We start from the raw sequence: 20,002 nt of genomic DNA on the forward strand, positions 1-20,002 counted from the left end.
ACCCGCCGACCGCGATCCCGCCACGACCACCCGCGCGACACCGATCTGCGGAGGCGAACCGATCTGTGCAGAACCGGCGCCGAGACCGGCTACGACGTCAGCGGACGGTCAGGTTCGTCGTCGCCATCGGCGGCAGGTCACGCAGCGTGGGATGGGCCCGGTGGGCCTCGAACCCACCCTCGACCGCGCGGTAGGAGGTCAGGGGCGCACCGGAGTCGACCACACCGGACCGGTCCATCAGGGTCGCGACGATCTGTCGTCCGATGGGTCCGAGCTCGGTCAATGCGGGATCGTGCTCCTGCGCCTCCCCCAGCCCGACCTGCGCGATCGATTCGATCCCCCGGGTGCGCAGGGCGTCGAGGAGGATCCCGATGTCGGCCGACGGGCCCGGCGCGATCGGGAGCGCGGCGAGAAGGTCGCGGCACGCGGCGAACTCGCGCCCGAGTGGCGACACGATGTCGGTCAGCTGTGGACGCAGGGACGCGAGCAGTGGCCGGATCAGCAGTTCCGTGAGCCGGCCGTCACCGTTGTCGGCCTGGCCGTCACGTGGTGCGGGCCGCCGCCGGAACCCCTTGACCAGCGACACCCGGTCGTCGGTGAGCAGTGGCCCGGTCAGCGCGGCCAGCGGGGCGTCGAGTCGTGGATCGACGAACACCACGATGTCGCCGTCGGTGACCTCGAGCGACCGCCAGATCGCCTCACCGCGGCCCGATCGATCGCCGGCGTCGCGGGCGGTGCATGTCTCGACCCGGACGCCACAGGACTCCGCGCGATCGATGGTGGCGTCGATGGACCCGGCGTCCACCACGACGACCTCGTCGACGAGTGTCCCCACCAGCGGAAGGATGCCGTCCAGCGCATCGGCGACGACGTCGGCGTGGTCACGTGTGGGCACCACGACCGACACCGATCGGTCGCCCTTGGCGACGATCAGGTCGGACACCGACCACTCGGGGTGGGCCCATGTCCGGGCGGCGAGACGGTCGGCAGTGACGAACCCGTCGCCGATCGCGCCGCCGAGGGTCACCGGTTCAGTGCCGCCGCGAACATCGGCCACGAATTGTGCAGGTCGTCCTGCCAGTAGGGCCAGCTGTGGGTTCCGGGGTAGTTGAGCCGGAAGGTCGCCGGGATGTTCAACGAGCGCAGACGGGTCTGCATCCGCTGGGTGCAGTAGTTGGTCGCGCTCTCGATGACCGCACCGGCCGCGATCCGCTCGGCGAGGGCGGTCACGTCACCCTTGATGCCGGGGGCGTTGATGTTGTCGTACTGCCCGGGGACACCGGTGCCCGCGGCCACGTAGATCGCCTTGCCGCGCAGCTTCTCGGCGTTGACGTACGGGTCCTTGCGCACCCACTCGGGATCGTTCGACGGTCCCCACATGTTCAGCGTGTTGCCGCCACCTCGGGCGACCGTCAGCTTCACGAACGCCTGGCCGATGGGGTCACTGGTCATCGCGCATCCGCTGTAGGCGCCGATCCCCTGGTAGAGGTCGGGGGCGTCGAGCGACAGCTGGAACACCGAGGTGCCCGCCATCGAGATGCCGGCGATGGCGTTGCGGCCGCTGCCCTTGTAGGCCGCATCCATCAGCGGCGGCAGTTCCTTGGTGAGGTAGGTCGACCACTTGAGATGACCGAGCTTGGGATCGTCTCGACGCCAGTCGGTGAAGTAGCTCGCCACCCCACCCACGGGGACGACGAGGTTGACGTTCTTGTCGGCGAAGAACTTGATGACGTCGGTCTGGTCGAACCAGCTGCTGCCGTTGTATCCGCCGGCCGCGCCGTTGAGCAGGTACAGCGTGGGCGACGTCGCCGCGTTCACCCGCGACGGGAGCACCTTCACCAGCATCTCGGCCTTCATGGCGGTCGACCGGACGTAGACGTCGCGGACGCCGTCGGCCTGCGCCACGGTCCGTGTGATCGTCGCCCCGCCGACCGACAACGGCGTCGCCGTCGCGGGAGCCACCACCATCGGCGCGGTCGCCACGACCGCCATCGCCAGCGAGCCCAGAGTCGACACACCCAACCACCGACGACCTCGTCGTCGCGTACCCGCAGAGAGAAAACCCCTCACCCCGGAAATCCTCCCCGTGAAAAGTCGGCTCGCCCTCGCGGCCTGACTGACGCCACGATAGTTGACGTGGGTCACACCGATCGACCACGACGCAGCGCGCTGGCCCGGACCACAGTTGCGATCGACGCGTCATGGGACACATCACAGACGAGGCCCGGATGTCACACGTCACGAACCGCATCGGTTGCCGCTGTGAACCACCCACGGTACTCTCATTGACTATCGCGTGGGAGGGGAACCGTGCGAGTATTCAACGCGGACACTGCTTCTCGCATTCGGCCGTCATCAACGATCGCTGATGTTTTCGAATGCACATCGACTCGTGATACAACCAGTGAGCCTGATCACGACGCGGTGCGGGGGAACGATCACTCGACGTGGTGCACGGCCAGGGGTTCGCGAGGGGAGAAATAATCATGATCAACTTCGGTTTGATCGACGAGTGGGAACCGTCTCCGGGCAGGGTCACCAGTTGGGTCGCGTCGCTGACCTCGGTAGCCGCGGCCGGGCATGCCCCGACACACCCCGTCGGACCCTCCTACCAGCAGGAAGCCTACCTCCGCGCCGCTCAGCGCCATGAGGATGCGGGTTTTCGTTTCGGCCGTCTGTGCCTGCTGGCGTTCGAGATCCGGGGTGAACTCGACGTCGACGCGATGACCCGCGCGATCAACGTGTTCCTCCGTCGCCACGACACCTTCCTGAGCTGGTTCTCCATGGACGACGACGTGGTCACCCGCCACGTCATCGACCCCAGCATCGTCGACTTCGTCCCCACCGACTCCACCTACATCTCCAGCAGCCAGGACATCCGCGAGCACGTGGAGGCACAGACGCCCGGCCCGTTCAACTGGGACTGCTTCACCCTGGGCACCATCGAGCACGACGGGCGGTTCGTCGTCTACCTCGCGGCCGATCACCTCAACTCCGACGGCATCTCCCAGGCCCTGTCGTGTGTCGACCTGATGTCGGCCTACCAACGTGAGATCTCCACCGATGCACCGGATCTCATGCCCGTGGGCAGCTACATCGACTTCTGCCGCCGCGAACGCGACATCTCCCGCGAACTCACCCTGGAGACCCCGCAGGTCCGCAAGTGGATCGAACTGCTCGAGGAGAACGACGGCGAGCTCCCCCACTTCCCGCTCGATCTCGGGTTGTCCACCGCGGACTACAACCGCAGCGCGTTCACGACGGTCGATCTGATGACGCCCGAGCAGGCCGAGCGGGTCGACGCCGCCTGCCACACGAACGGCGCGGGGTTCGCAGCCGGCGTACTGGCCATCGCAGGACTGGTCAGTCACGAGTTCACCAACCGCACCAAGTACTTCGGCTTCACCCCGAAGAACACCCGCTCGACGGCGAGCGAGTTCGCCTCCGTCGGGTGGTTCACCAACCTGATCCCCGTATGCGTCGACATCACCGACGGCTCGAGCTTCACCTCGATCGTCGAGGCCACGCAGCAGTCGTTCAACGAGGGCAAGACCATGTCGGAGGTGTCGCTGCACCGCGTGCTCGAGCTGGTGCCCGAGGACTCGACCATCAGCGTGCCGGCCGGCTGGTCGGTTCCGATGGTCAGCTACCTCGACGTACGCAAACTCCCCGGCGGCGACATGTTCGACAAGGTCAATTTCTCGGTGTTCGGCAACCGCGGCAGCTCCGAGGAGGTGTTCATCTGGGTGAACCGCTTCCCCGAGGGCACCAAGATGAGCTTCCTCTACCCGCGCACCGACGAGGCCGAGACGTCGATCAAGCTCTACGTAGACCGCATGCTCGAGATCTTCTCAACCATCGCAGCGACCGGTGACTACGTCCCCTCGGTGGCCGTGCTCGCGAAGTAGGGGCCGCTGATGGCCGGCAGGCATTCGACCTTCTCGATCGACGACACCTCGCCGATCGACCTGCCGGCTTTCGCCGACGGCGACACCCGCCCGATCGACCACCGGGCTGTCCGTGCTCTCGGCGCGCTCGACGGCATGTCCTTCGCGGACCCACCGGGCATCGCGGAGCCGTCGGCACGCAGCTGGCTGGCGCTGAGCGCCTGTCTCATCGCGGTGTTCATGCAGATGGTCGACACGACCATCGTCAACATCGCGCTCCCGAGTCTGTCCACCGATCTCGGCGCGACCTCGTCGAACCAGCTGCTGGTGCTGACCGTCTACACCCTGGCGTTCGCGTGCACCCTGATGACGGCATCGCGGCTGGGCGAACTCTGGGGCCGACGCCGAGTTTTCCTGGGCGCCCTGATCGGATTCACCGTCACCTCGGTTCTCTGCGGTACCGCCACCGGCGCAACCGAGTTGATCGTGTTGCGCGGTCTGCAGGGGGTGTCCGCCGCCTGCGCGTCGGCGCAGACCATCGCGATCATCTCGGCGATGTTCCCGCGGTCGCGGCACGGTGCGGTGTTCGGGCTGTACGGGGCGACGGCGGGTATCGCCGCGATGCTGGGCCCCGTGTTGGGCGGCGCCCTGATCTCGGGTGACGTACTGGGGCTCGGGTGGCGGACCATCTTCCTGGTCAACCTGCCGCTGGGGGTCGTGGCCTGCGCGATGGCGTTCCGCTATCTGCCGTCGATCCGTTCGGCCGATCACGAGCCGCTCGACGTGGTCGGCGCGGTCCTGTCCTCGGCGGGCTTGTTCGCCCTGATCTATCCGCTCGCAGTCGGTCGCGAGGAGGGCTGGCCCACCTGGCTGCTCGGCCTGTTGGCGGTGTCGATCGTCCTGCTGATCGCCTTCGTGGTCTACGAGCGCAGGCTGCTCCGACGCGGCGGCAACCCGCTGCTCCGTCTGGACCTGTTCGGCAACCGGGCGTTCGCGGTCGGCGCGACGCTGTCACTGCTCTTCTTCAGCGTGTTCGCGGCGTTCTTCTTCGCGGTGTCGATCACCACCCAGTTCGGGCTGGGTTACTCCGCGTTGCGGACCGGCCTGATCACCCTGCCGTTCGCCGTCGGCGCCGCCATCGGGTCGCTGACCTCACCGTTCCTGGTCAACCGCATCGGAGCCCGCACCCTCGCGGTCGGGATGGTGTTCTTCGCCGTGTCGGTCGCGTGGGTCGCGCTGCTGATCGATCCGTCGGCCCGGACGCTCGACGTCGCGTCGGTACTCGTCCCACTGGCGATCGGCGGCATCGGCACCGGCCTGTTCGTGGCGCCACTGCAAGCGACGATCCTGTCCGGCACCTCGACGGCCACCGTCGGTTCAGCATCGGGTTCCATCCCCACCGTCCAACAGGTCGGCGCGTCGATCGGACTGGCCGTGATCGGGATCTTCTTCTTCAACCAGGTCGCCGACCAGTCGGTTCCCGCGGTGCGGGACGGCAGTCAGGTCCTGACGCAACGGTTGACGACCACCGAGGTGCCGGGGTCGGTGCAGCAGTTCGTCATCGACGAGTTCGCCCGGTGCGCCCGCGAGCAGCTGGCCTCGGCACGACCCGAGGTGGTGCCGCCGGGATGCGCGGGCACCGCCTCGGCTCCGTCGAACGGGACCGACATGCGGTCGACGATCGCCCGTCAGGCCGCGCCGGCGATCCGCGAGGCGGGTCGTGATGTCGCCGCACACTCGTTCCTGGGGGCGTTCGTCGTCATCATGTGGACGATCGCCGGTACCGCGCTCGGGCTGGCGCTGCTGAGCCTCGGTTTGCGTAAGCGCCCACCGGAGATGGCCGCGACATCAGAGGAGATCCCGGTCGTCGGCGACCACGATCCGTCCATGACCTCGACGGGTCGGCATCGGCTGCGAGCCTGACCACGTCGGCAGGGGACGTCAGTCGGGCAGCGCGCCGTCTTCGGGCAGCCGCAGCTCGGACTTCTCGAGTTCCTCGATGTTGACGTCCTTGAACGTGATGACCCGGACCTGTTTGACGAACCGTGCAGGCCGATACATGTCCCACACCCACGCGTCGGACATCCGGAGCTCGAAGTAGACCTCGCCGTCGGCGTTGCGCGGCACCATCTCGACCGAGTTCGCGAGGTAGAAGCGCCGTTCGGTCTCCACGACGTAGGTGAACTGGCCGACCACGTCCTTGTACTCGCGGTACAGGGAGAGTTCCATCTCGGTCTCGTACTTCTCGAGATCCTCAGCACTCATGGGTCCAGCCTAGTGGTTTCGCGCCGCCGCGTTCGCAGCGGATGCGTCGAGTGCGGCGGTCTCACCGACCGGCCGCACCCGTTGGCGGACGTTGCGATAGGACATCCGATGTTGTGGCGACGGGCCGAGTCGATCGAGCGCCGACATGTGCAGCTCGGTGCTGTAGCCCTTGTGGATGTCGAAGGAGTAGCCGGGCAGGTCGCGTTCCATCTCGACCATGATCCGGTCACGCGTGACCTTGGCCAGGATGCTGGCGGCCGCGATGCAGGCGGCGGCGCCGTCCCCACCGATGACCGGCAGCGACGGCACGGTCAGGCCGGGGACGACGAACCCGTCCGACAGCACGTAGCCGGGCGGGACGGTCAGGGTGGCGACCGCGCGGCGCATCCCCTCGATGTTCGCGACGTGGATGCCGATGCGGTCGACCTCCGCCGCGTCGATGATGACCACGCTGCAGCTCAGTGCGTGTTTGACGACCGAGCGGTAGAGCTTCTCCCGGATGGCCGGGCTGAGCTTCTTCGAGTCGTCGAGATCGGCCAACGACACCAACTGCGTCGGTTTGAGGACGCACGCCGCGACCACGAGTGGGCCTGCGCAGGCACCTCGACCGGCCTCGTCGACACCGGCGACCGGGCCGAGACCGCTGTTGTGCAACGCGAACTCGTAGGTGCGCAGACTGGCCGCCCGCCGGATCGGCGAACGGGGTGGCCAACGACTCATCGACGCACGCCCCGCTACTTCTGCGGGTTGTCGGAGCCGACACCACCTATGCGCGAGAACGGATAGATGATGAACCGGACCTTGCCGCGGATGTCGGAGACCGGCACCGTGCCCCGGAGCTCGTCGGTGATGTGGAAGCGAGAGTCCGCGGAGTTGCCGCGGTTGTCGCCCATCACCCAGACGTTCCCCTTGGGGATCGTGATGGGGCCGAAGTCCGCGCCGAGGCAACTGTTGAGCGTCGAGCCGTCCTGCTCGTCGACCAGACCGGGGTTGATGGTCGTGTCCTGTTGTTGCAGAGCGCGATCCACGTACGGTTCGGTCAGCGCCTTGCCGTTGACGGTCACACCGACCTTGTCGGCGTTGCGACACTGCACGGTCTGACCGCCTACGGCGACGACGCGTTTGACCAGGTCGTTCTCGTCCGGCGGGGCGAATCCGAACCAGGACAGTCCATCCTGGAGTCCGCGGAGGACCGTGTTCGACGACCGGGGGGACGTCCATCCCTCGTCCCATGACGAGGTGGGTCCCTTGAAGACCACGACATCGCCGGGTTCGGGGTCGCCGAAGCGGTAGGACAGTTTGTCGATCACGATGCGGTCGTTGGTGCAGCCGGCGCACCCGTGCAGCGTGTTCTCCATCGACTCCGACGGGATCACGTACTGGCGACCGATGAAGGTCTGCAGGATCCAGGTCAGGACGAGCACGCTGATGACGATGATGACCGTCTCGCGTAACACCGAGCGCTTCTTGGTCGGCTTCGCGTCACCGCGGGACCGCCACGGGCGAGAAGACGTGTCCTCGGCATCGGACTCACGAAAGTCGTTGCGATCCGGGCGATCGGCACCGAGCTCGTCGTTTGTCGGGCTGCCGTGGCGGGGGGTATCGGGCACGCCGCTCAGCCTAGTGGACCGCGGCGACGCCAACGGCGGGTCCGGTCGGTGACCGGCCCGCCGAGCGCTGACGTCAGCGCTTTTCCTTGATCTTGGCGGCCTTGCCACGCAGATCGCGGAGGTAGTACAGCTTGGCGCGACGGACGTCACCGCGGGTCACGACGTCGACCTTGGCCAGGGTGGGGCTGTGCACCGGGAAGGTGCGCTCCACGCCGACGCCGAACGAGACCTTGCGGACGGTGAACGTCTCCTGCAGGCCACCGCCCTGGCGACGGATGACGACACCCTTGAAGACCTGGACGCGCTCTTTGGAGCCCTCGATGACCTTGACGTGGACGTCAAGGGTGTCGCCGGGCCGGAAGTCGGGGATGTCGTCGCGCATCGACCGCTTGTCGAGGAAGTCCAAGGTGTTCATCAGGTGGTCCAATCATGGGCGTTCACTGGGAACAGAGGAACCTGGCGGCCGTGTGAACGGTTCGACCGGTTCGTGCTCTAGTCGTGTGGATCGCCGGAACGGGGGCTCGACATGGTCGAGCGACCCTCGAACGGCAACCCGACCATTGTGCCAGAGCGACCCCGCCGGGACGAAATCGATGTGGCCGGGTCCGGCGCCGGGGCGGCGTGGACCACCTCGTCGAGCACCGACTCGGCCTCGGAGAACGCGCGGGGGACGTCCGGGCGACCGGCCATCAGGTCCTGCAGGTAGATCTTCGCCCGGATCGGCGGGCGGCGGAGTCGGCGCTCCCGGCTCATCGCCCGGTCCATCCGCTTCGGCCTGCGGGTGTAGCGCCAGCGCGCCCACGGCGATCCCGGACGCGCGAGACGGACGGCCCCGACCAGCAGCAACGGCCAGGCGAAGATCCCGACCAGCCCGGTCCAGATCTTTCCCTTGAGCAGGACGACCACCGCCAGCCCCAGACTCGCCGCGGCAACGGTCAGTTCGATGACGATCTCGGCCACGCTCGCGTCGTCGGCGAAGATCGAGGTCTGGAACAGCTCCAGCGGGCGGAACCCGAGCAGCACCATGCCGGTCGCACCGAGAACCGCCCAGACCGCGTCCACCGAGGCCCGCCCCTCCTCGGCCCAGTAGACGTCGCGCAGGTAGAAGATCAGCGCGAATTCGTCGAGGACGAGTGCGGCCCCCACCCCGAAGAAACACGCCAACACCGACGCGGTCGTCTGCGACCCGGTGAGCGACACCGCGATCAGGGCCACGCCGGAGACGAGCACGAGCACCACACCGAACACCATGTGGTGGACATGGGTCTCCCCCGTGCTCATGTTGCCGAACCACCACCGGACCTGTGCGCGGATGAGGCGCACGCTGATGCGGGTACAGACGAACCCGACGATGAATCCGATGAAGAACAGAAACAGCGGGAGTCGGCCACCGTCGACGATGTCGTGCGTGAACCAGTGATGCACCGTGTCAGGTTAGTCCGGTTGGCCCGGCTCGTCGGCGGGCAACAGATCGGGCCGACGACTCCGGGTGCGCTGCAGCGACTCCTCGTGTCGCCACTTCTCGATCTTCGCGTGGTCGCCGCTGCGGAGAACGGCGGGCACGGCCAACCCGCGCCACACCTCGGGTCGGGTGTAGCTCGGCCCCTCGAGGAGACCGTCGGAGAACGAATCCTGTTGGTGCGACGCGGCGTTGCCGAGCACACCGTCGATGAGCCGGACCGTGGCCTCCACCATCGCGATCGTCGCGACCTCACCGCCGATCAGCACGAAGTCGCCGATGGACACCTCGAGGACGCGTGTCCGGGTGGCGGCGTCGTCGACGACCCGCTGGTCGATGCCCTCGTAGCGTCCGCACGCGAAGACCAGATGGCGCTCGCGGCTGAGGTCCTCGGCCATGGATTGGGTGAACGGGACGCCTGCGGGGGTCGGAACCACCAGCAACGCGTCGTCGGGACAGACGTCGTCGAGACACGGGCCCCACACCTCGGGCTTCATCACCATGCCGGGCCCGCCGCCGTAGGGCGAGTCGTCCACGCCGCGATGGACGTCATGGGTCCAGTCGCGCAGGTCGTGGACGTCGACGGAGATGATGCCCCGGTCGATGGCACGCCCGAGCAGCGCCGCGCGTAGCGGCGTCAGGTATTCGGGGAAGATCGAGACGACGTCGATGCGCAGCGTCGGCGCGCTGTCGGACGGCCGAGCGGGATCGGTCACTGCAGGTCGAGCAGACCGTCGGGCGGATCGATCTCGATGCCGTCGGGCGAGACGGTCGGGACGATGTCGGTCACGAACGGCACGAGGATCTCGCGACCGCCCTGGGTGCGCACCACCAGGGTGTCGCCACCCGGCAGGTGCAGGATCTCCGAGAGGATCCCGACGTCGTCGCCGGTCACGGTCCGGACGCCGACCCCTTCGAGTTCGTGGTCGTAGAACTCGTCGGGGTCGGATCCGGAATCGACTGTGGCGCTGTCGATCAGGAAAAGTACACCGCGCAGGTCGTCGGCGGTGGACCGGTCGTCGACCCCGTCGAGGGTCAGCAGCAGACGGCCGGAGTGCTCGCGAGCCCCGGTGACGGTGAAGTCGCGGTCGCCACGGCCCTTGGGCAGACGACCACGGAGCGTGGCACCGTCGGCGAACCGGTCGTCGGGATCGTCCGTACGGACGTCGACGACCAGTTCGCCGCGAACACCATGGGCCTTGACGACCCGGCCGACGACGAGATCCATCGAGGCGATGCGATCAGCGATCGGTGTCGACGATGTCCAGGCGCAGACCGCGCCCACCGATGCCGGTGACCAGGGTGCGCAGCGCCGTGGCGGTGCGTCCACCGCGGCCGATGACCTTGCCGAGGTCCTCGGGGTGCACGTGCACCTCGACGAGACGGCCCCGGCGGCCGGTGATCATGTCCACGCGGACCTCGTCCGGGTTCGCGACGATGCCGCGGACCAGATGCTCGATGGCGTCGGCGACGACAGCGCTCACGCGTCCGCCTTGGCGGCGTCTCCGGCGTCGGCGGCGGGAGCGTCAGTGGCCTCGGCTGCGGGCGCCTCGGTGGCGGCCGCGTCGTCAGCGGTGTCGGCCTTCTTGGCGGCCTTCTTCTTGGGGGTGACGGCCTCGGCGGCCGGCTCGCTGTCGGCGGCGGCCAGGGCCGCGTTGAACAGGTCGAGCTTGCTGGTCTTGGGCTCCTTGACCTTCAGGGTGCCCTCGGTGCCCGGCAGGCCCTTGTGCTTCTGCCAGTCGCCGGTGATCTTCAGGATGGCCTCGACCGGCTCGGTCGGCTGCGCGCCGACACCCAGCCAGTACTGCGCACGCTCGGAGTCGACCTCGATGAGGCTGGGCTCTTCCTTGGGGTGGTACTTGCCGATGGTCTCGATCGCACGACCGTTGCGACGGGTGCGGGCATCGGCGACGACGATGCGGTACTGCGGGTTGCGGATCTTGCCGAGGCGGGTGAGCTTGATCTTGACAGACATGTCTTCTCTTTCCAGTGGTCACGATGCAATTCAGCGACCCACCCGGTGTGGTGGGCCCGGTTTTGCGATGTCGAAGGTGTGACCGTCGGGCGGTGCGTGACCGGATCCGACGAACCAGCAGGTCATTCTGCCAGACGGTGAACGCCCGACGAAATCCGTCTACAGGACGATGCCGCCACAGACGACGGCGACCGGATCGCGGAGGGTCTCCAGGTCGGTCCGCGGATCGGAGCGCAACACCAGGAAGTCGGCGCGATCACCCACGGCCACCGTGCCCGCGCCGAGCCAGGCCCGAGGCAGGTCCGTGGCCGCGGCCAGCGCCCCGGCGGCGTCGAGACCGATCCCCTGCAGCGCGACCACCTCGTCGACGATGCGGCCGTGTTCGACGAACCCGCCGGCGTCGGTTCCGGCGAAGATCGGCACACCCGCCTCGCGGGCGGCGGAGAAGACGTCGCGCGCGCCGTCGTACAGAGCACGCATGTGCGACTGATAGGTCGGGAACCGGTCGGCGCCGTCGGCGATGCCCGGGAAATTGTCCACCTGGATCAACGTCGGCACGAGACCGATCCGACGCTCGGCCATGGTCGCGATCAGGTCGTCGGTGAGACCGGTGCCGTGTTCGATGCAGTCGACCCCGGCGTCGAGCAGCCCCGGCAGGGCGTCGGTGCCGAAGACGTGCGCGGTCACCCTGGCCCCCTCGTCGTGCGCGGCGTCCACCGCGGCGGCGAGTTGGCGGTCGGTCCACAGCGGGGCGAGGTCGCCCACCTCGCGGTCGATCCAGTCCCCCACGATCTTGACCCAGCCGTCACCGTCACGGGCCTGTCTGCGCACTTCGTCGGGCAGGTGGTCGGGGTCGTGGAGGTCGACCCCGTACCCGCGCAGGTAGCGCTTGGGGCGGGCGATGTGCCTGCCTGCCCGGATGAACTGCGGGCTGCGCGGATCGCCGTCGAGCGGATGGGTGTCCAGCGGTGAGCCGACCTCGCGGATCAGCAGCGCACCCGCCTTCGCATCGGCGCGGGCGAACCCGCGCGCCCGCTCGATGGTGACACCGAGGCCGGGAGCGATGCCGACATGGTTGTGGGCGTCGACGAGCCCCGGGACGATCCAGCCCGTGGTCGCGACGGTCTGCGCATCCGCGACAGGTCCGTCGACGATGCGCCCGTCGACGGTCCACAGGTCGACCTCGCGGTCGTCGGAGACCCCGTCGATCCCGGGGACGCGTCCCCGGACGTGCAGCGCGCCCGAGGTCATCGGTGCCACATCAGTACTCAGCCGCGCTTCTTCGGGGGCTGGAACTGCGAGATGTCGATGCCCTCGAGACCGGGCGGGATCTGGTCGAGTCCGGCGGGCATGTTCGACAGGTCCGGGAATCCCGCGGGCATGCCCGGCATGCCGGTGCGGTTCTTGGGCGGCGTGGGTCCGCGGCCACCCTTCTTCCCCTTCTTGCCCTTCTTGCGGTTGTTCCGGTTGCCGCCGGGCATGCCCATGCGGCCCGACATCTGCGACATCATCTTGCGGGCGTCGTAGAAGCGGTCGACGAGCTGGTTGACCTCGCTGACCGCGACACCGGAACCGGTCGCGATGCGCAGGCGGCGGGAGGCGTTGATGATCTTGGGGTTGTCGCGCTCGGCGGGGGTCATGCCGCGGATGATCGCCTGGACCCGGTCGAGTTGCTTGTCGTCGACCTGGCTCAGGGCGTCCTTCATCTGACCGGCGCCGGGCAGCATGCCGAGCAGGTTCCCGATCGGCCCCATCTTGCGGATCATCAGCATCTGCTCGAGGAAGTCCTCGAGGGTCAGCTCGCCCTGGGTGATCTTGGCCGCGGTCGCCTCGGCCTGCGCGACGTCCCAGTGTTCCTCGGCCTGCTCGATCAGCGAGAGCACATCGCCCATGCCGAGGATGCGGCTGGCCATGCGGTCGGGATGGAAGGTGTCGAATTCCTCGAGCTTCTCGCCCGACGACGCGAACATGATGGGTCGGCCGGTGACCTCGCGAACCGACAGCGCCGCGCCACCGCGCGCGTCACCGTCGAGCTTGGTCAGCACGACGCCGGTGAAACCGACGCCCTCGGCGAAGGCCTCGGCGGTGGTGACGGCGTCCTGGCCGATCATCGCGTCGACGACGAACAGGATCTCGTCGGGCTGGACGGCGTCGCGGATGCCCGCGGCCTGGGCCATCAGCTCGGTGTCGATGCCGAGACGACCGGCGGTGTCGACGATGACGATGTCGTGCTGCTTCGAGCGGGCCTCGGCGATACCGGCGCGGGCCACCTCGACGGGATCGGCCGCACTGACCCCGAGCTCGCCCTCGCCACCGATGGACGTCCCCGGGTGCGGCGCGAACACCGGGGTGTTCGCGCGCTCACCGACGATCTGCAGCTGGCTGACCGCTCCGGGCCGCTGCAGGTCACATGCGACCAACAGCGGGGTGTGTCCCTGCTTCTTCAACCACGCCGACAGCTTGCCCGCGAGCGTCGTCTTACCGGCACCCTGCAGACCGGCGAGCATGATGACCGTGGGTGGGGTCTTCGCGAAGTTGATGCGGCGCGTCTCGCCACCGAGGATGCCGACGAGCTCCTCGTTGACGATCTTGACGATCTGCTGTGCCGGGTTGAGCGCCCCCGACACCTCCGAACCCTTGGCGCGCTCCTTGATCCGGGCGATGAAGCCACGGACCACCGGCAGCGACACGTCGGCGTCGAGCAGCGCGAGCCGGATCTCCCGGCAGGTGCGGTCGATGTCGGCGTCGGACAGCTTGCCCTTGCCGCGTAGGTCTTTGAGTGCCCCGGTCAACCGGTCGGACAGCGAATCGAACATGGACCTACCCTATCGGCACGCCGGAGGTTCCCTGCTCGTCGTCGGTCTCCCGCGGCGGCTCCGGCGGAGGCACCACCGCGATGACGGCGTCGGCCAGTCGTGACCGCAGATCGGCGGAGTCCTCGGTCAAACGCAGACCGAAGGTGTCGATCACCGTCCCGCCCATGGTCGCGACCGTGGCCCACTCGATGGCGGCACCGTGCGTCTCGATGACCGCCGAGACCCTGCTGAGCAGGCCCGAGCGGTCCGCCGCACGCAGTTCCAGGACGGTGCGCGGTGAACCGTCGGTGCCCGCCGCCGACTCCCGGTCGATCCACAGCACGCGTGGCGGGGCGAGGGCGAACAGTGCGGGTACCGCCACCGGTGCGCCGTCGGGGTCGGTGACCGGCGGCGGCGCGGTGGGGATGGGCGACTCCCGCTCCCGGGCGTCGATCCGCGCGAGGACGTCGATCGTGCCCGCGGTGGCCTGCAGCAACTGCTGACGCAGCAGGCCTGCGTCGGGTGGATCACCGAACGCGGGGATGACCATGAACGTGTCGACGACACTGCCCGCGTGCGACTGCGCGGTCGCGCTGTGGCAGCGCAACCCGTTGAGCGCCAACACGCCCGCCATCTTCGACAGGGCGCCGTCGGTGTCGGGGGCGATCATGGTGACCAGGTGGGTGTGCGCGTTCTCGGTGGCCGCGATGTCGACGAACACCCCGCCTGCCTCGGCCCGCGCTCGCTGGTCGTCGGTGAGCGGCTCGGGGGTGGGCAGCTCCTCGCCGTCCATGACCCGCAGGCAGCGGCGGACCAGTTCGCCGATCAACGACGCCTTCCAGTCGCCCCACACGCCCGGACCGGTGGCCAGGGAGTCGGCCTCGGCCAACGCGGCCAGCAACTCCAGCAGCAGCCGGTCGCCGCCCAGGGCGTCGACGACGTCACGGGTGGTGGCCGGGTCGTCGAGATCGCGGCGGGTCGCGGTCGCGGGCAGCAGCAGATGGTGGCGGACCATCGCCGACAGGGTCGCGACATCGTCGGGCCAGAGACCGAAGCGGTTGCCGATCTGCGTGGCCAGCTCCGCCCCGACGACACTGTGGTCGGCCCCGCGCCCCTTGCCCAGGTCGTGGACCAGGGCACCGAGCACGAGCAGGTCCGGCCGCGACACCCGCGTGGTCATGCGGGAGGCGTTGGCCGCGGTCTCGACGAGGTGGCGGTCGACGGTCCAGGTGTGGATCGCGTCGCGCGGCGGGAGGTCGCGGACGGCTCCCCACTCGGGCAGCAGCCGACCCCACAGACCGGTGCGGTCGAGGGCCTCGATCGGGGCGACCATGTGTCGGCCGGTGCCCAGCAGCACCAGCAGATCGCTCAACGCCTCCGACGGCCACGGCTCCCGCAGTTCGGGGGCGTAGTCGGCGAGACGACTGAGCGTCGATGCACTGATCGGCAGTCCGGTCCTCGCCGAGGCCGAGGCCACCCGCAGGATCAACCCGGGGTCCTTGCTCGGGATCGCGTTGCGCGCCAACACGACCTCACCGGAGTGTTCGACGACCCCCTCGTCGAGGGGACGCCGCACGGGCGGACGACGCAGCATGGCCAGCCCCCGCCGCGGCAGCGCGTTGCCCGCGGTCCGCAGGCCGACGTCGACGGAGTAGCTGATGGTCCGCGCGCTGTCGCTGATCACCCGCGCGAGGTCGAAACGGTCGCCGATGCGCAGCGCGGCGCCGATCTCGTCGGCGTCCTGCGCCCGCAACTGCTCTCGCGGTCGGCCGGCGATCCGGTGCAGCTCGGTGCGGATGTCGAGCAGACGGGTGTACGCGACCTGCAGACCGGCGCCGGGTGAGTCCGGCCGCAGGTTGGCCATGCCGTCGGTGAGCTGGGCGATGGCCAGCGCACCGAGCATCTGCACGTCGCGGAGTCCGCCGCGGCCGTTCTTCAGGTCGGGCTCGGCCCGGTGCGCGATGTCGCCGCTGCGGCGCCACCGGTCCCCCGCCTGGTCGACCAGCTCGACGAACCGGTTGCGGATGTCGGCCCGCCACTGGCGGCGGACACCGGTGATGAGCAGCTCGGTGAGCGACTCGTCGCCCGCGATGTGGCGCGCCTCGAGCAGGCCGAGGGCCGCACTCATGTCGGAGGCCGCGACCTGCAGGGCCTGCGGGACGGTGCGGACGCTGTGGTCGAGCTTGATGTGCGCGTCCCACAGCGGGTACCAGAGACCGTCGGCGACCTCGGAGACGACCGCGGGATCCATGTCGTCGTGCAGCAGGATCAGGTCGAGGTCGGAATGCGGGAGCAACTCCTGCCTGCCCAGTCCGCCGACCGCGACGATCGCGAAGCCGCTGTCGGGGCGCACGCCGAGCTCGGCGCCCTTCGTGGTCAGCCAGAAGTCGTGCAGATCGACCATGACCTGACGCAGGGCCGGTGCGTCGGTGCGCTTGGCGCCGTCGGTGCGGCGCAGGAGTTGTTTGCGTGCCGCGACGAGATCGGTTGCGGCCGTGGGAGTTGTTCGGGACGGCGGAGGCCCCGCGCTCGACGTGTCGTCGGACGCGGGGCCTCCCCTGCGAGATTCACCGGATGAATCGTTCCCGCTGGTGACGAAAGGCACAGGTGCTTTCGTCTCTACAGCGCGTCCGAGCCGCGCTCGCCGGTACGGACGCGAACGACCGAGTCCACCGGCGACACCCAGACCTTGCCGTCACCGATCTTGCCGGTGCGTGCGGCCTCGACGATCACGTCGACGACCTTGTCCACGGCGCCGTCGTCGACGACGACCTCGACACGGACCTTGGGCACGAAGTCCACGGAGTACTCCGCACCGCGGTAGACCTCGGTGTGGCCCTTCTGACGGCCGTAGCCCTGGACCTCGCTGACCGTCATACCGAGGACTCCGGCCTGCTCGAGACCGGCCTTGACGTCCTCCAGCGTGAACGGCTTGACGATTGCTGTGATCAGCTTCACTTGCTCATCCCTCCTTGCCAACAGCAACGGTGCTCTGGCTCAATGCGCTACTTCCGGAACTTCCACCCAGAGCAGCGAAGTCGTAAGCGGATTCGGCGTGTTGCGACTCGTCTGCACCTTCGGCCTCACCCTCGGGGTCGATACGGAGACCGATGGTGTACTTGATGATCAAGGCAATTATGGCAGTAGCGACCGCGGAGTAGCCGAGCACGGCGAACGCACCGACCGCCTGGCGCCACAGCTGATCGAATCCGCCACCGTAGAACAGGCCGTCGACCGCTGCCGGAGCCTGGTGTGTGGCAACGAGTCCGACCATCAACGTGCCCAGCAGACCACCGACGAGGTGGACGCCGACGACGTCGAGCGAGTCGTCGAAACCGAGCTTGAACTTGAGTCCGACCGCCAGGGCGCAGATCGCGCCGGCGACGACGCCGATGATCAGGGCGCCGAGCACGTTCACCGAGGAACACGACGGGGTGATGGCGACCAGTCCGGCGACGACACCGGAGGCACCGCCGAGCGAGGTGGCGTGTCCGTCGCGGATGACCTCGACGACCAGCCAGGCGAGCATCGCGGCCGCGGTGGCGACCGTGGTGGTGAGGAAGGTGGTGCCTGCGGTGCCGTTGGACGACGTGGCCGATCCGGCGTTGAACCCGTACCAGCCGAACCAGAGGAGACCGGCGCCGAGCATCACGAACGGCAGGTTGTGCGGACGCATCGCGGTCTTGGGCCAGCCACGACGCTTGCCGAGGATGATCGCGAGGACCAGACCGGCGACACCGGCGTTGATGTGGACGGCGGTGCCGCCCGCGAAGTCGATGGCTTTGAGCTTGTTGGCGATCCAGCCGCCGTGCTCACCGGTGTAGCCGTCGAAGGCGAAGACCCAGTGCGCCACCGGGAAGTACACGATGGTCGACCACAGGACGGTGAACGCCGCCCAGGCGCTGAACTTCATGCGGTCGGCGACCGCACCGGACACGAGGGCCACGGTGATGATCGCGAACATCAGCTGGAAGACCACGAAGACCGACAGCGGGAGGGAGCCGAAGAGGGGGATGTTCACCGCGTCGGATGCCGCGGTCCCACTGGCCGGATCGGCGGCAACCGCAGCCGCACCGTTGGCGCCGATCACGCCCTTGAGCCCGAGGTACTGACCGGGATCACCGATCACGCCGCCCTTGTCGTCGCCGAAGGCGAACGAGAAGCCGTACAGCGCCCACAGCACCGTCACGATGCCCATCGCGATGACGCTCATCATGATCATGTTGAGGACGTTCTTCGCGCGGACCATGCCGCCGTAGAAGAACGCCAGTCCCGGGGTCATCAGCAACACGAGCGCAGCGCTCGCGAGCATCCAGGCGGTGTCACCGGTATCCGGGACACCCATTACGGGGTAAGCCACCCTAAATCCTCCTCGTCTGTGCACCGCGACGAGGCGCCGCGGCTTCGATCTGCGAGAAGGTTCCTATCCGGATGTTTCAGCGATGGCGATTACATGTTTCGCGAGCGTGAACGGATCGGCATCCTATATTTCGTCCACGTATCGCCCCAGGTCAGAAAACCCGTACGCAAGGCAAATCACCACCAGTCGGACGAATCGGACAGTGGTGTTCAGCCGAGCAGTGCGTCGACGAAGGCGCCGGGTTCGAACGGTGCGAGGTCGTCGGCGCCCTCCCCCAGTCCGACCAGCTTCACCGGTACGCCGAGCTCGTGCTGGACGTGGAAGACGATGCCGCCCTTGGCCGTGCCGTCGAGCTTGGTGAGCACCACGCCGGTGATGTCGACGACGTCGGCGAACACCTTCGCCTGCGCCATGCCGTTCTGACCGGTGGTGGCGTCGAGGACCAGCAACACCTCGTCGACCTTCGTCTTCTTCTCGATGACGCGCTTGACCTTGCCGAGTTCGTCCATCAGGCCGGTTTTGGTGTGCAGGCGGCCCGCGGTGTCGATGACGACCACGTCGACGCCGTCGGCGACACCCGCGGCCACGGCGTCGAACGCCACCGAGGCCGGGTCGGCACCCTCACGGCCGCGGACGACGGTCGCACCGACGCGTTCGCCCCATGTCTGCAGCTGATCGGCCGCGGCGGCACGGAACGTGTCCGCCGCCCCGAGGACGACGCGGCGCCCATCGGCGACCAACACACGGGCGAGCTTGCCGACCGTGGTGGTCTTGCCGGTGCCGTTGACACCGACCACGAGCAACACCGCGGGGGTGTCGGCGTGCGGCAGGGCGCGCACCGACCGGTCGAGGTCGGGCAGCAGGGCGGCCACGAGCACCGAACGCAGCAGTTCGCGGACCTCCGCGGCGCTGCGAACGCTGGCGGTGGCCAGTTCGGCACGCAGGCGGTCGACGACGGCGGTCGTGGTGGCGCTGCCGAGGTCGGCGGAGAGCAGGGTGTCCTCGACCTCCTCCCACGAGTCCTCGTCGAGGTCGCCGCCACCGAGCAGGCCGAGCACGCCCTTGCCGAACACGCCCTGCGAGCGGGCGAGACGTCCGCGTAGTCGATGCAGGCGGCCGTCGACGGGCGCGATCTCGTCGATCCGGACCGGCGCCGGTGCCTCGGTGAGTCCGGAGAGGTCGTCGGGCGCGGTGGTCCCGGCCTCGTCGGCCGCGGTGTCGGGATCCTGCGGCGTCGCGGGCGGGTCGTAGAGGTCGGGGTCGGGCAGCGACAGGTCGGTCATGCCGCGCTGCGCGGAATCCCGCGGGATCGCGGCGTCGTCACCGACACCGGGTTGGCCGTCGGTCTCGGTGCGCTCGGGCAGATCCGCCCACTCGCCGCGGTCGGGGGCCACGGGCTTCTCGCCGGGAGCCGGGGCCGTCGGTGTCGGCGTCGCAGCGCCGCCCTGGCTGAAGTTGAACCCACCCCCGGCGGTGTAGCCGCCGGAGCGGTCGACCTCGCGCGGGCCGGCCTGTGTGGGATCGCCTGCGGTGTCACGCAGCGAGATCCGCCTACGACGGGCACGGACGAGGCCGACGACGAGGACGAGAAGCGCGACCACGACGACGGCCACGACGATGCCGATGATGATTTCGGTGTTCACCCCCACAG

At 68.6% G+C, this 20,002-nt stretch carries 19 protein-coding genes; 2 read left to right on the forward strand and 17 right to left on the reverse strand.

From position 1 onward, the window contains the following. Positions 1–97: 97 nt before the first annotated feature. Complete coding sequence (locus tag LX13_RS22295) at positions 98–1,057, reverse strand: glucosyl-3-phosphoglycerate synthase (RefSeq protein ID WP_253663474.1); 960 nt, start codon at positions 1,055–1,057, stop codon at positions 98–100. Further along, a complete protein-coding gene (locus tag LX13_RS22300; protein ID WP_372500025.1) occupies positions 1,024–1,992 on the reverse strand; it encodes an alpha/beta hydrolase in 969 nt (322 codons plus the stop codon). The genes LX13_RS22295 and LX13_RS22300 overlap by 34 nt, the downstream gene beginning before the upstream one ends. A 494-nt stretch (positions 1,993–2,486) precedes the next feature. Between LX13_RS22300 and LX13_RS22305 the strand changes: the two genes are divergently transcribed. Next, on the forward strand, positions 2,487–3,908 hold the full coding sequence (locus LX13_RS22305) for a condensation domain-containing protein (protein ID WP_253663475.1): 1,422 nt from the start codon (positions 2,487–2,489) through the stop codon (positions 3,906–3,908). A gap of 9 nt (positions 3,909–3,917) precedes the next feature. Next, complete coding sequence (locus LX13_RS22310) at positions 3,918–5,810, forward strand: DHA2 family efflux MFS transporter permease subunit (protein ID WP_253663476.1); 1,893 nt, start codon at positions 3,918–3,920, stop codon at positions 5,808–5,810. Positions 5,811–5,828: 18 nt separating this feature from the next. Here the strand turns inward: LX13_RS22310 and LX13_RS22315 are convergent, their stop codons facing one another. From LX13_RS22315 to ftsY, 15 genes are all read right to left on the reverse strand, one after another. After that, complete coding sequence (locus tag LX13_RS22315; protein ID WP_188492140.1) at positions 5,829–6,152, reverse strand: DUF2469 domain-containing protein; 324 nt, start codon at positions 6,150–6,152, stop codon at positions 5,829–5,831. A gap of 9 nt (positions 6,153–6,161) precedes the next feature. Continuing rightward, positions 6,162–6,872 (reverse strand): ribonuclease HII, encoded by a 711-nt coding sequence (locus LX13_RS22320; RefSeq protein WP_253663477.1) that lies wholly within the window; start codon positions 6,870–6,872, stop codon positions 6,162–6,164. Positions 6,873–6,886: 14 nt separating this feature from the next. After that, a complete protein-coding gene (lepB, locus tag LX13_RS22325; RefSeq protein ID WP_253663478.1) occupies positions 6,887–7,762 on the reverse strand; it encodes a signal peptidase I in 876 nt (291 codons plus the stop codon). Positions 7,763–7,835: 73 nt separating this feature from the next. Then, positions 7,836–8,177, reverse strand: coding sequence for a 50S ribosomal protein L19 (gene rplS, locus LX13_RS22330; protein WP_188492134.1), 342 nt, complete (start codon positions 8,175–8,177; stop codon positions 7,836–7,838). 77 nt (positions 8,178–8,254) lie between these two features. Then, on the reverse strand, positions 8,255–9,187 hold the full coding sequence (locus LX13_RS22335) for a hypothetical protein (RefSeq protein ID WP_253663479.1): 933 nt from the start codon (positions 9,185–9,187) through the stop codon (positions 8,255–8,257). Between the two features lie 9 nt (positions 9,188–9,196). After that, positions 9,197–9,898: a tRNA (guanosine(37)-N1)-methyltransferase TrmD gene (gene trmD / locus LX13_RS22340; RefSeq protein WP_253663662.1), complete on the reverse strand. Its 702-nt coding sequence runs from the start codon at positions 9,896–9,898 to the stop codon at positions 9,197–9,199. Positions 9,899–9,933: 35 nt separating this feature from the next. Continuing rightward, entirely contained in the window at positions 9,934–10,449 is a 516-nt protein-coding gene (rimM, locus tag LX13_RS22345; protein WP_253663480.1) for a ribosome maturation factor RimM, read from the reverse strand. A gap of 13 nt (positions 10,450–10,462) precedes the next feature. Next, positions 10,463–10,705 (reverse strand): RNA-binding protein, encoded by a 243-nt coding sequence (locus LX13_RS22350; RefSeq protein WP_188492127.1) that lies wholly within the window; start codon positions 10,703–10,705, stop codon positions 10,463–10,465. Then, positions 10,702–11,196 carry a 30S ribosomal protein S16 gene (rpsP, locus tag LX13_RS22355; RefSeq protein ID WP_253663481.1) on the reverse strand — a complete coding sequence of 165 codons (495 nt, stop codon included), beginning with the start codon at positions 11,194–11,196 and terminating at the stop codon, positions 10,702–10,704. The genes LX13_RS22350 and rpsP overlap by 4 nt, the downstream gene beginning before the upstream one ends. 159 nt (positions 11,197–11,355) lie before the next feature. Beyond that, positions 11,356–12,447, reverse strand: coding sequence for an amidohydrolase family protein (locus LX13_RS22360; RefSeq protein ID WP_253663482.1), 1,092 nt, complete (start codon positions 12,445–12,447; stop codon positions 11,356–11,358). A gap of 17 nt (positions 12,448–12,464) precedes the next feature. Beyond that, positions 12,465–14,012 (reverse strand): signal recognition particle protein, encoded by a 1,548-nt coding sequence (gene ffh, locus LX13_RS22365; protein WP_253663483.1) that lies wholly within the window; start codon positions 14,010–14,012, stop codon positions 12,465–12,467. 4 nt (positions 14,013–14,016) lie between these two features. Further along, positions 14,017–16,596 (reverse strand): [protein-PII] uridylyltransferase, encoded by a 2,580-nt coding sequence (locus LX13_RS22370; RefSeq protein WP_253663484.1) that lies wholly within the window; start codon positions 16,594–16,596, stop codon positions 14,017–14,019. Positions 16,597–16,610: 14 nt separating this feature from the next. After that, positions 16,611–16,949, reverse strand: a complete 339-nt coding sequence (locus LX13_RS22375) for a P-II family nitrogen regulator (protein WP_188492116.1) — start codon at positions 16,947–16,949, stop codon at positions 16,611–16,613. Positions 16,950–16,953: 4 nt separating this feature from the next. Further along, positions 16,954–18,336 (reverse strand): ammonium transporter, encoded by a 1,383-nt coding sequence (locus tag LX13_RS22380; RefSeq protein ID WP_253663663.1) that lies wholly within the window; start codon positions 18,334–18,336, stop codon positions 16,954–16,956. Between the two features lie 224 nt (positions 18,337–18,560). After that, complete coding sequence (gene ftsY, locus LX13_RS22385) at positions 18,561–19,994, reverse strand: signal recognition particle-docking protein FtsY (protein WP_253663485.1); 1,434 nt, start codon at positions 19,992–19,994, stop codon at positions 18,561–18,563. Positions 19,995–20,002: the final 8 nt, after the last annotated feature.

It is taken from the genome of Williamsia maris (genome assembly GCF_024171815.1).
Classification (GTDB): domain Bacteria; phylum Actinomycetota; class Actinomycetes; order Mycobacteriales; family Mycobacteriaceae; genus Williamsia_A; species Williamsia_A maris.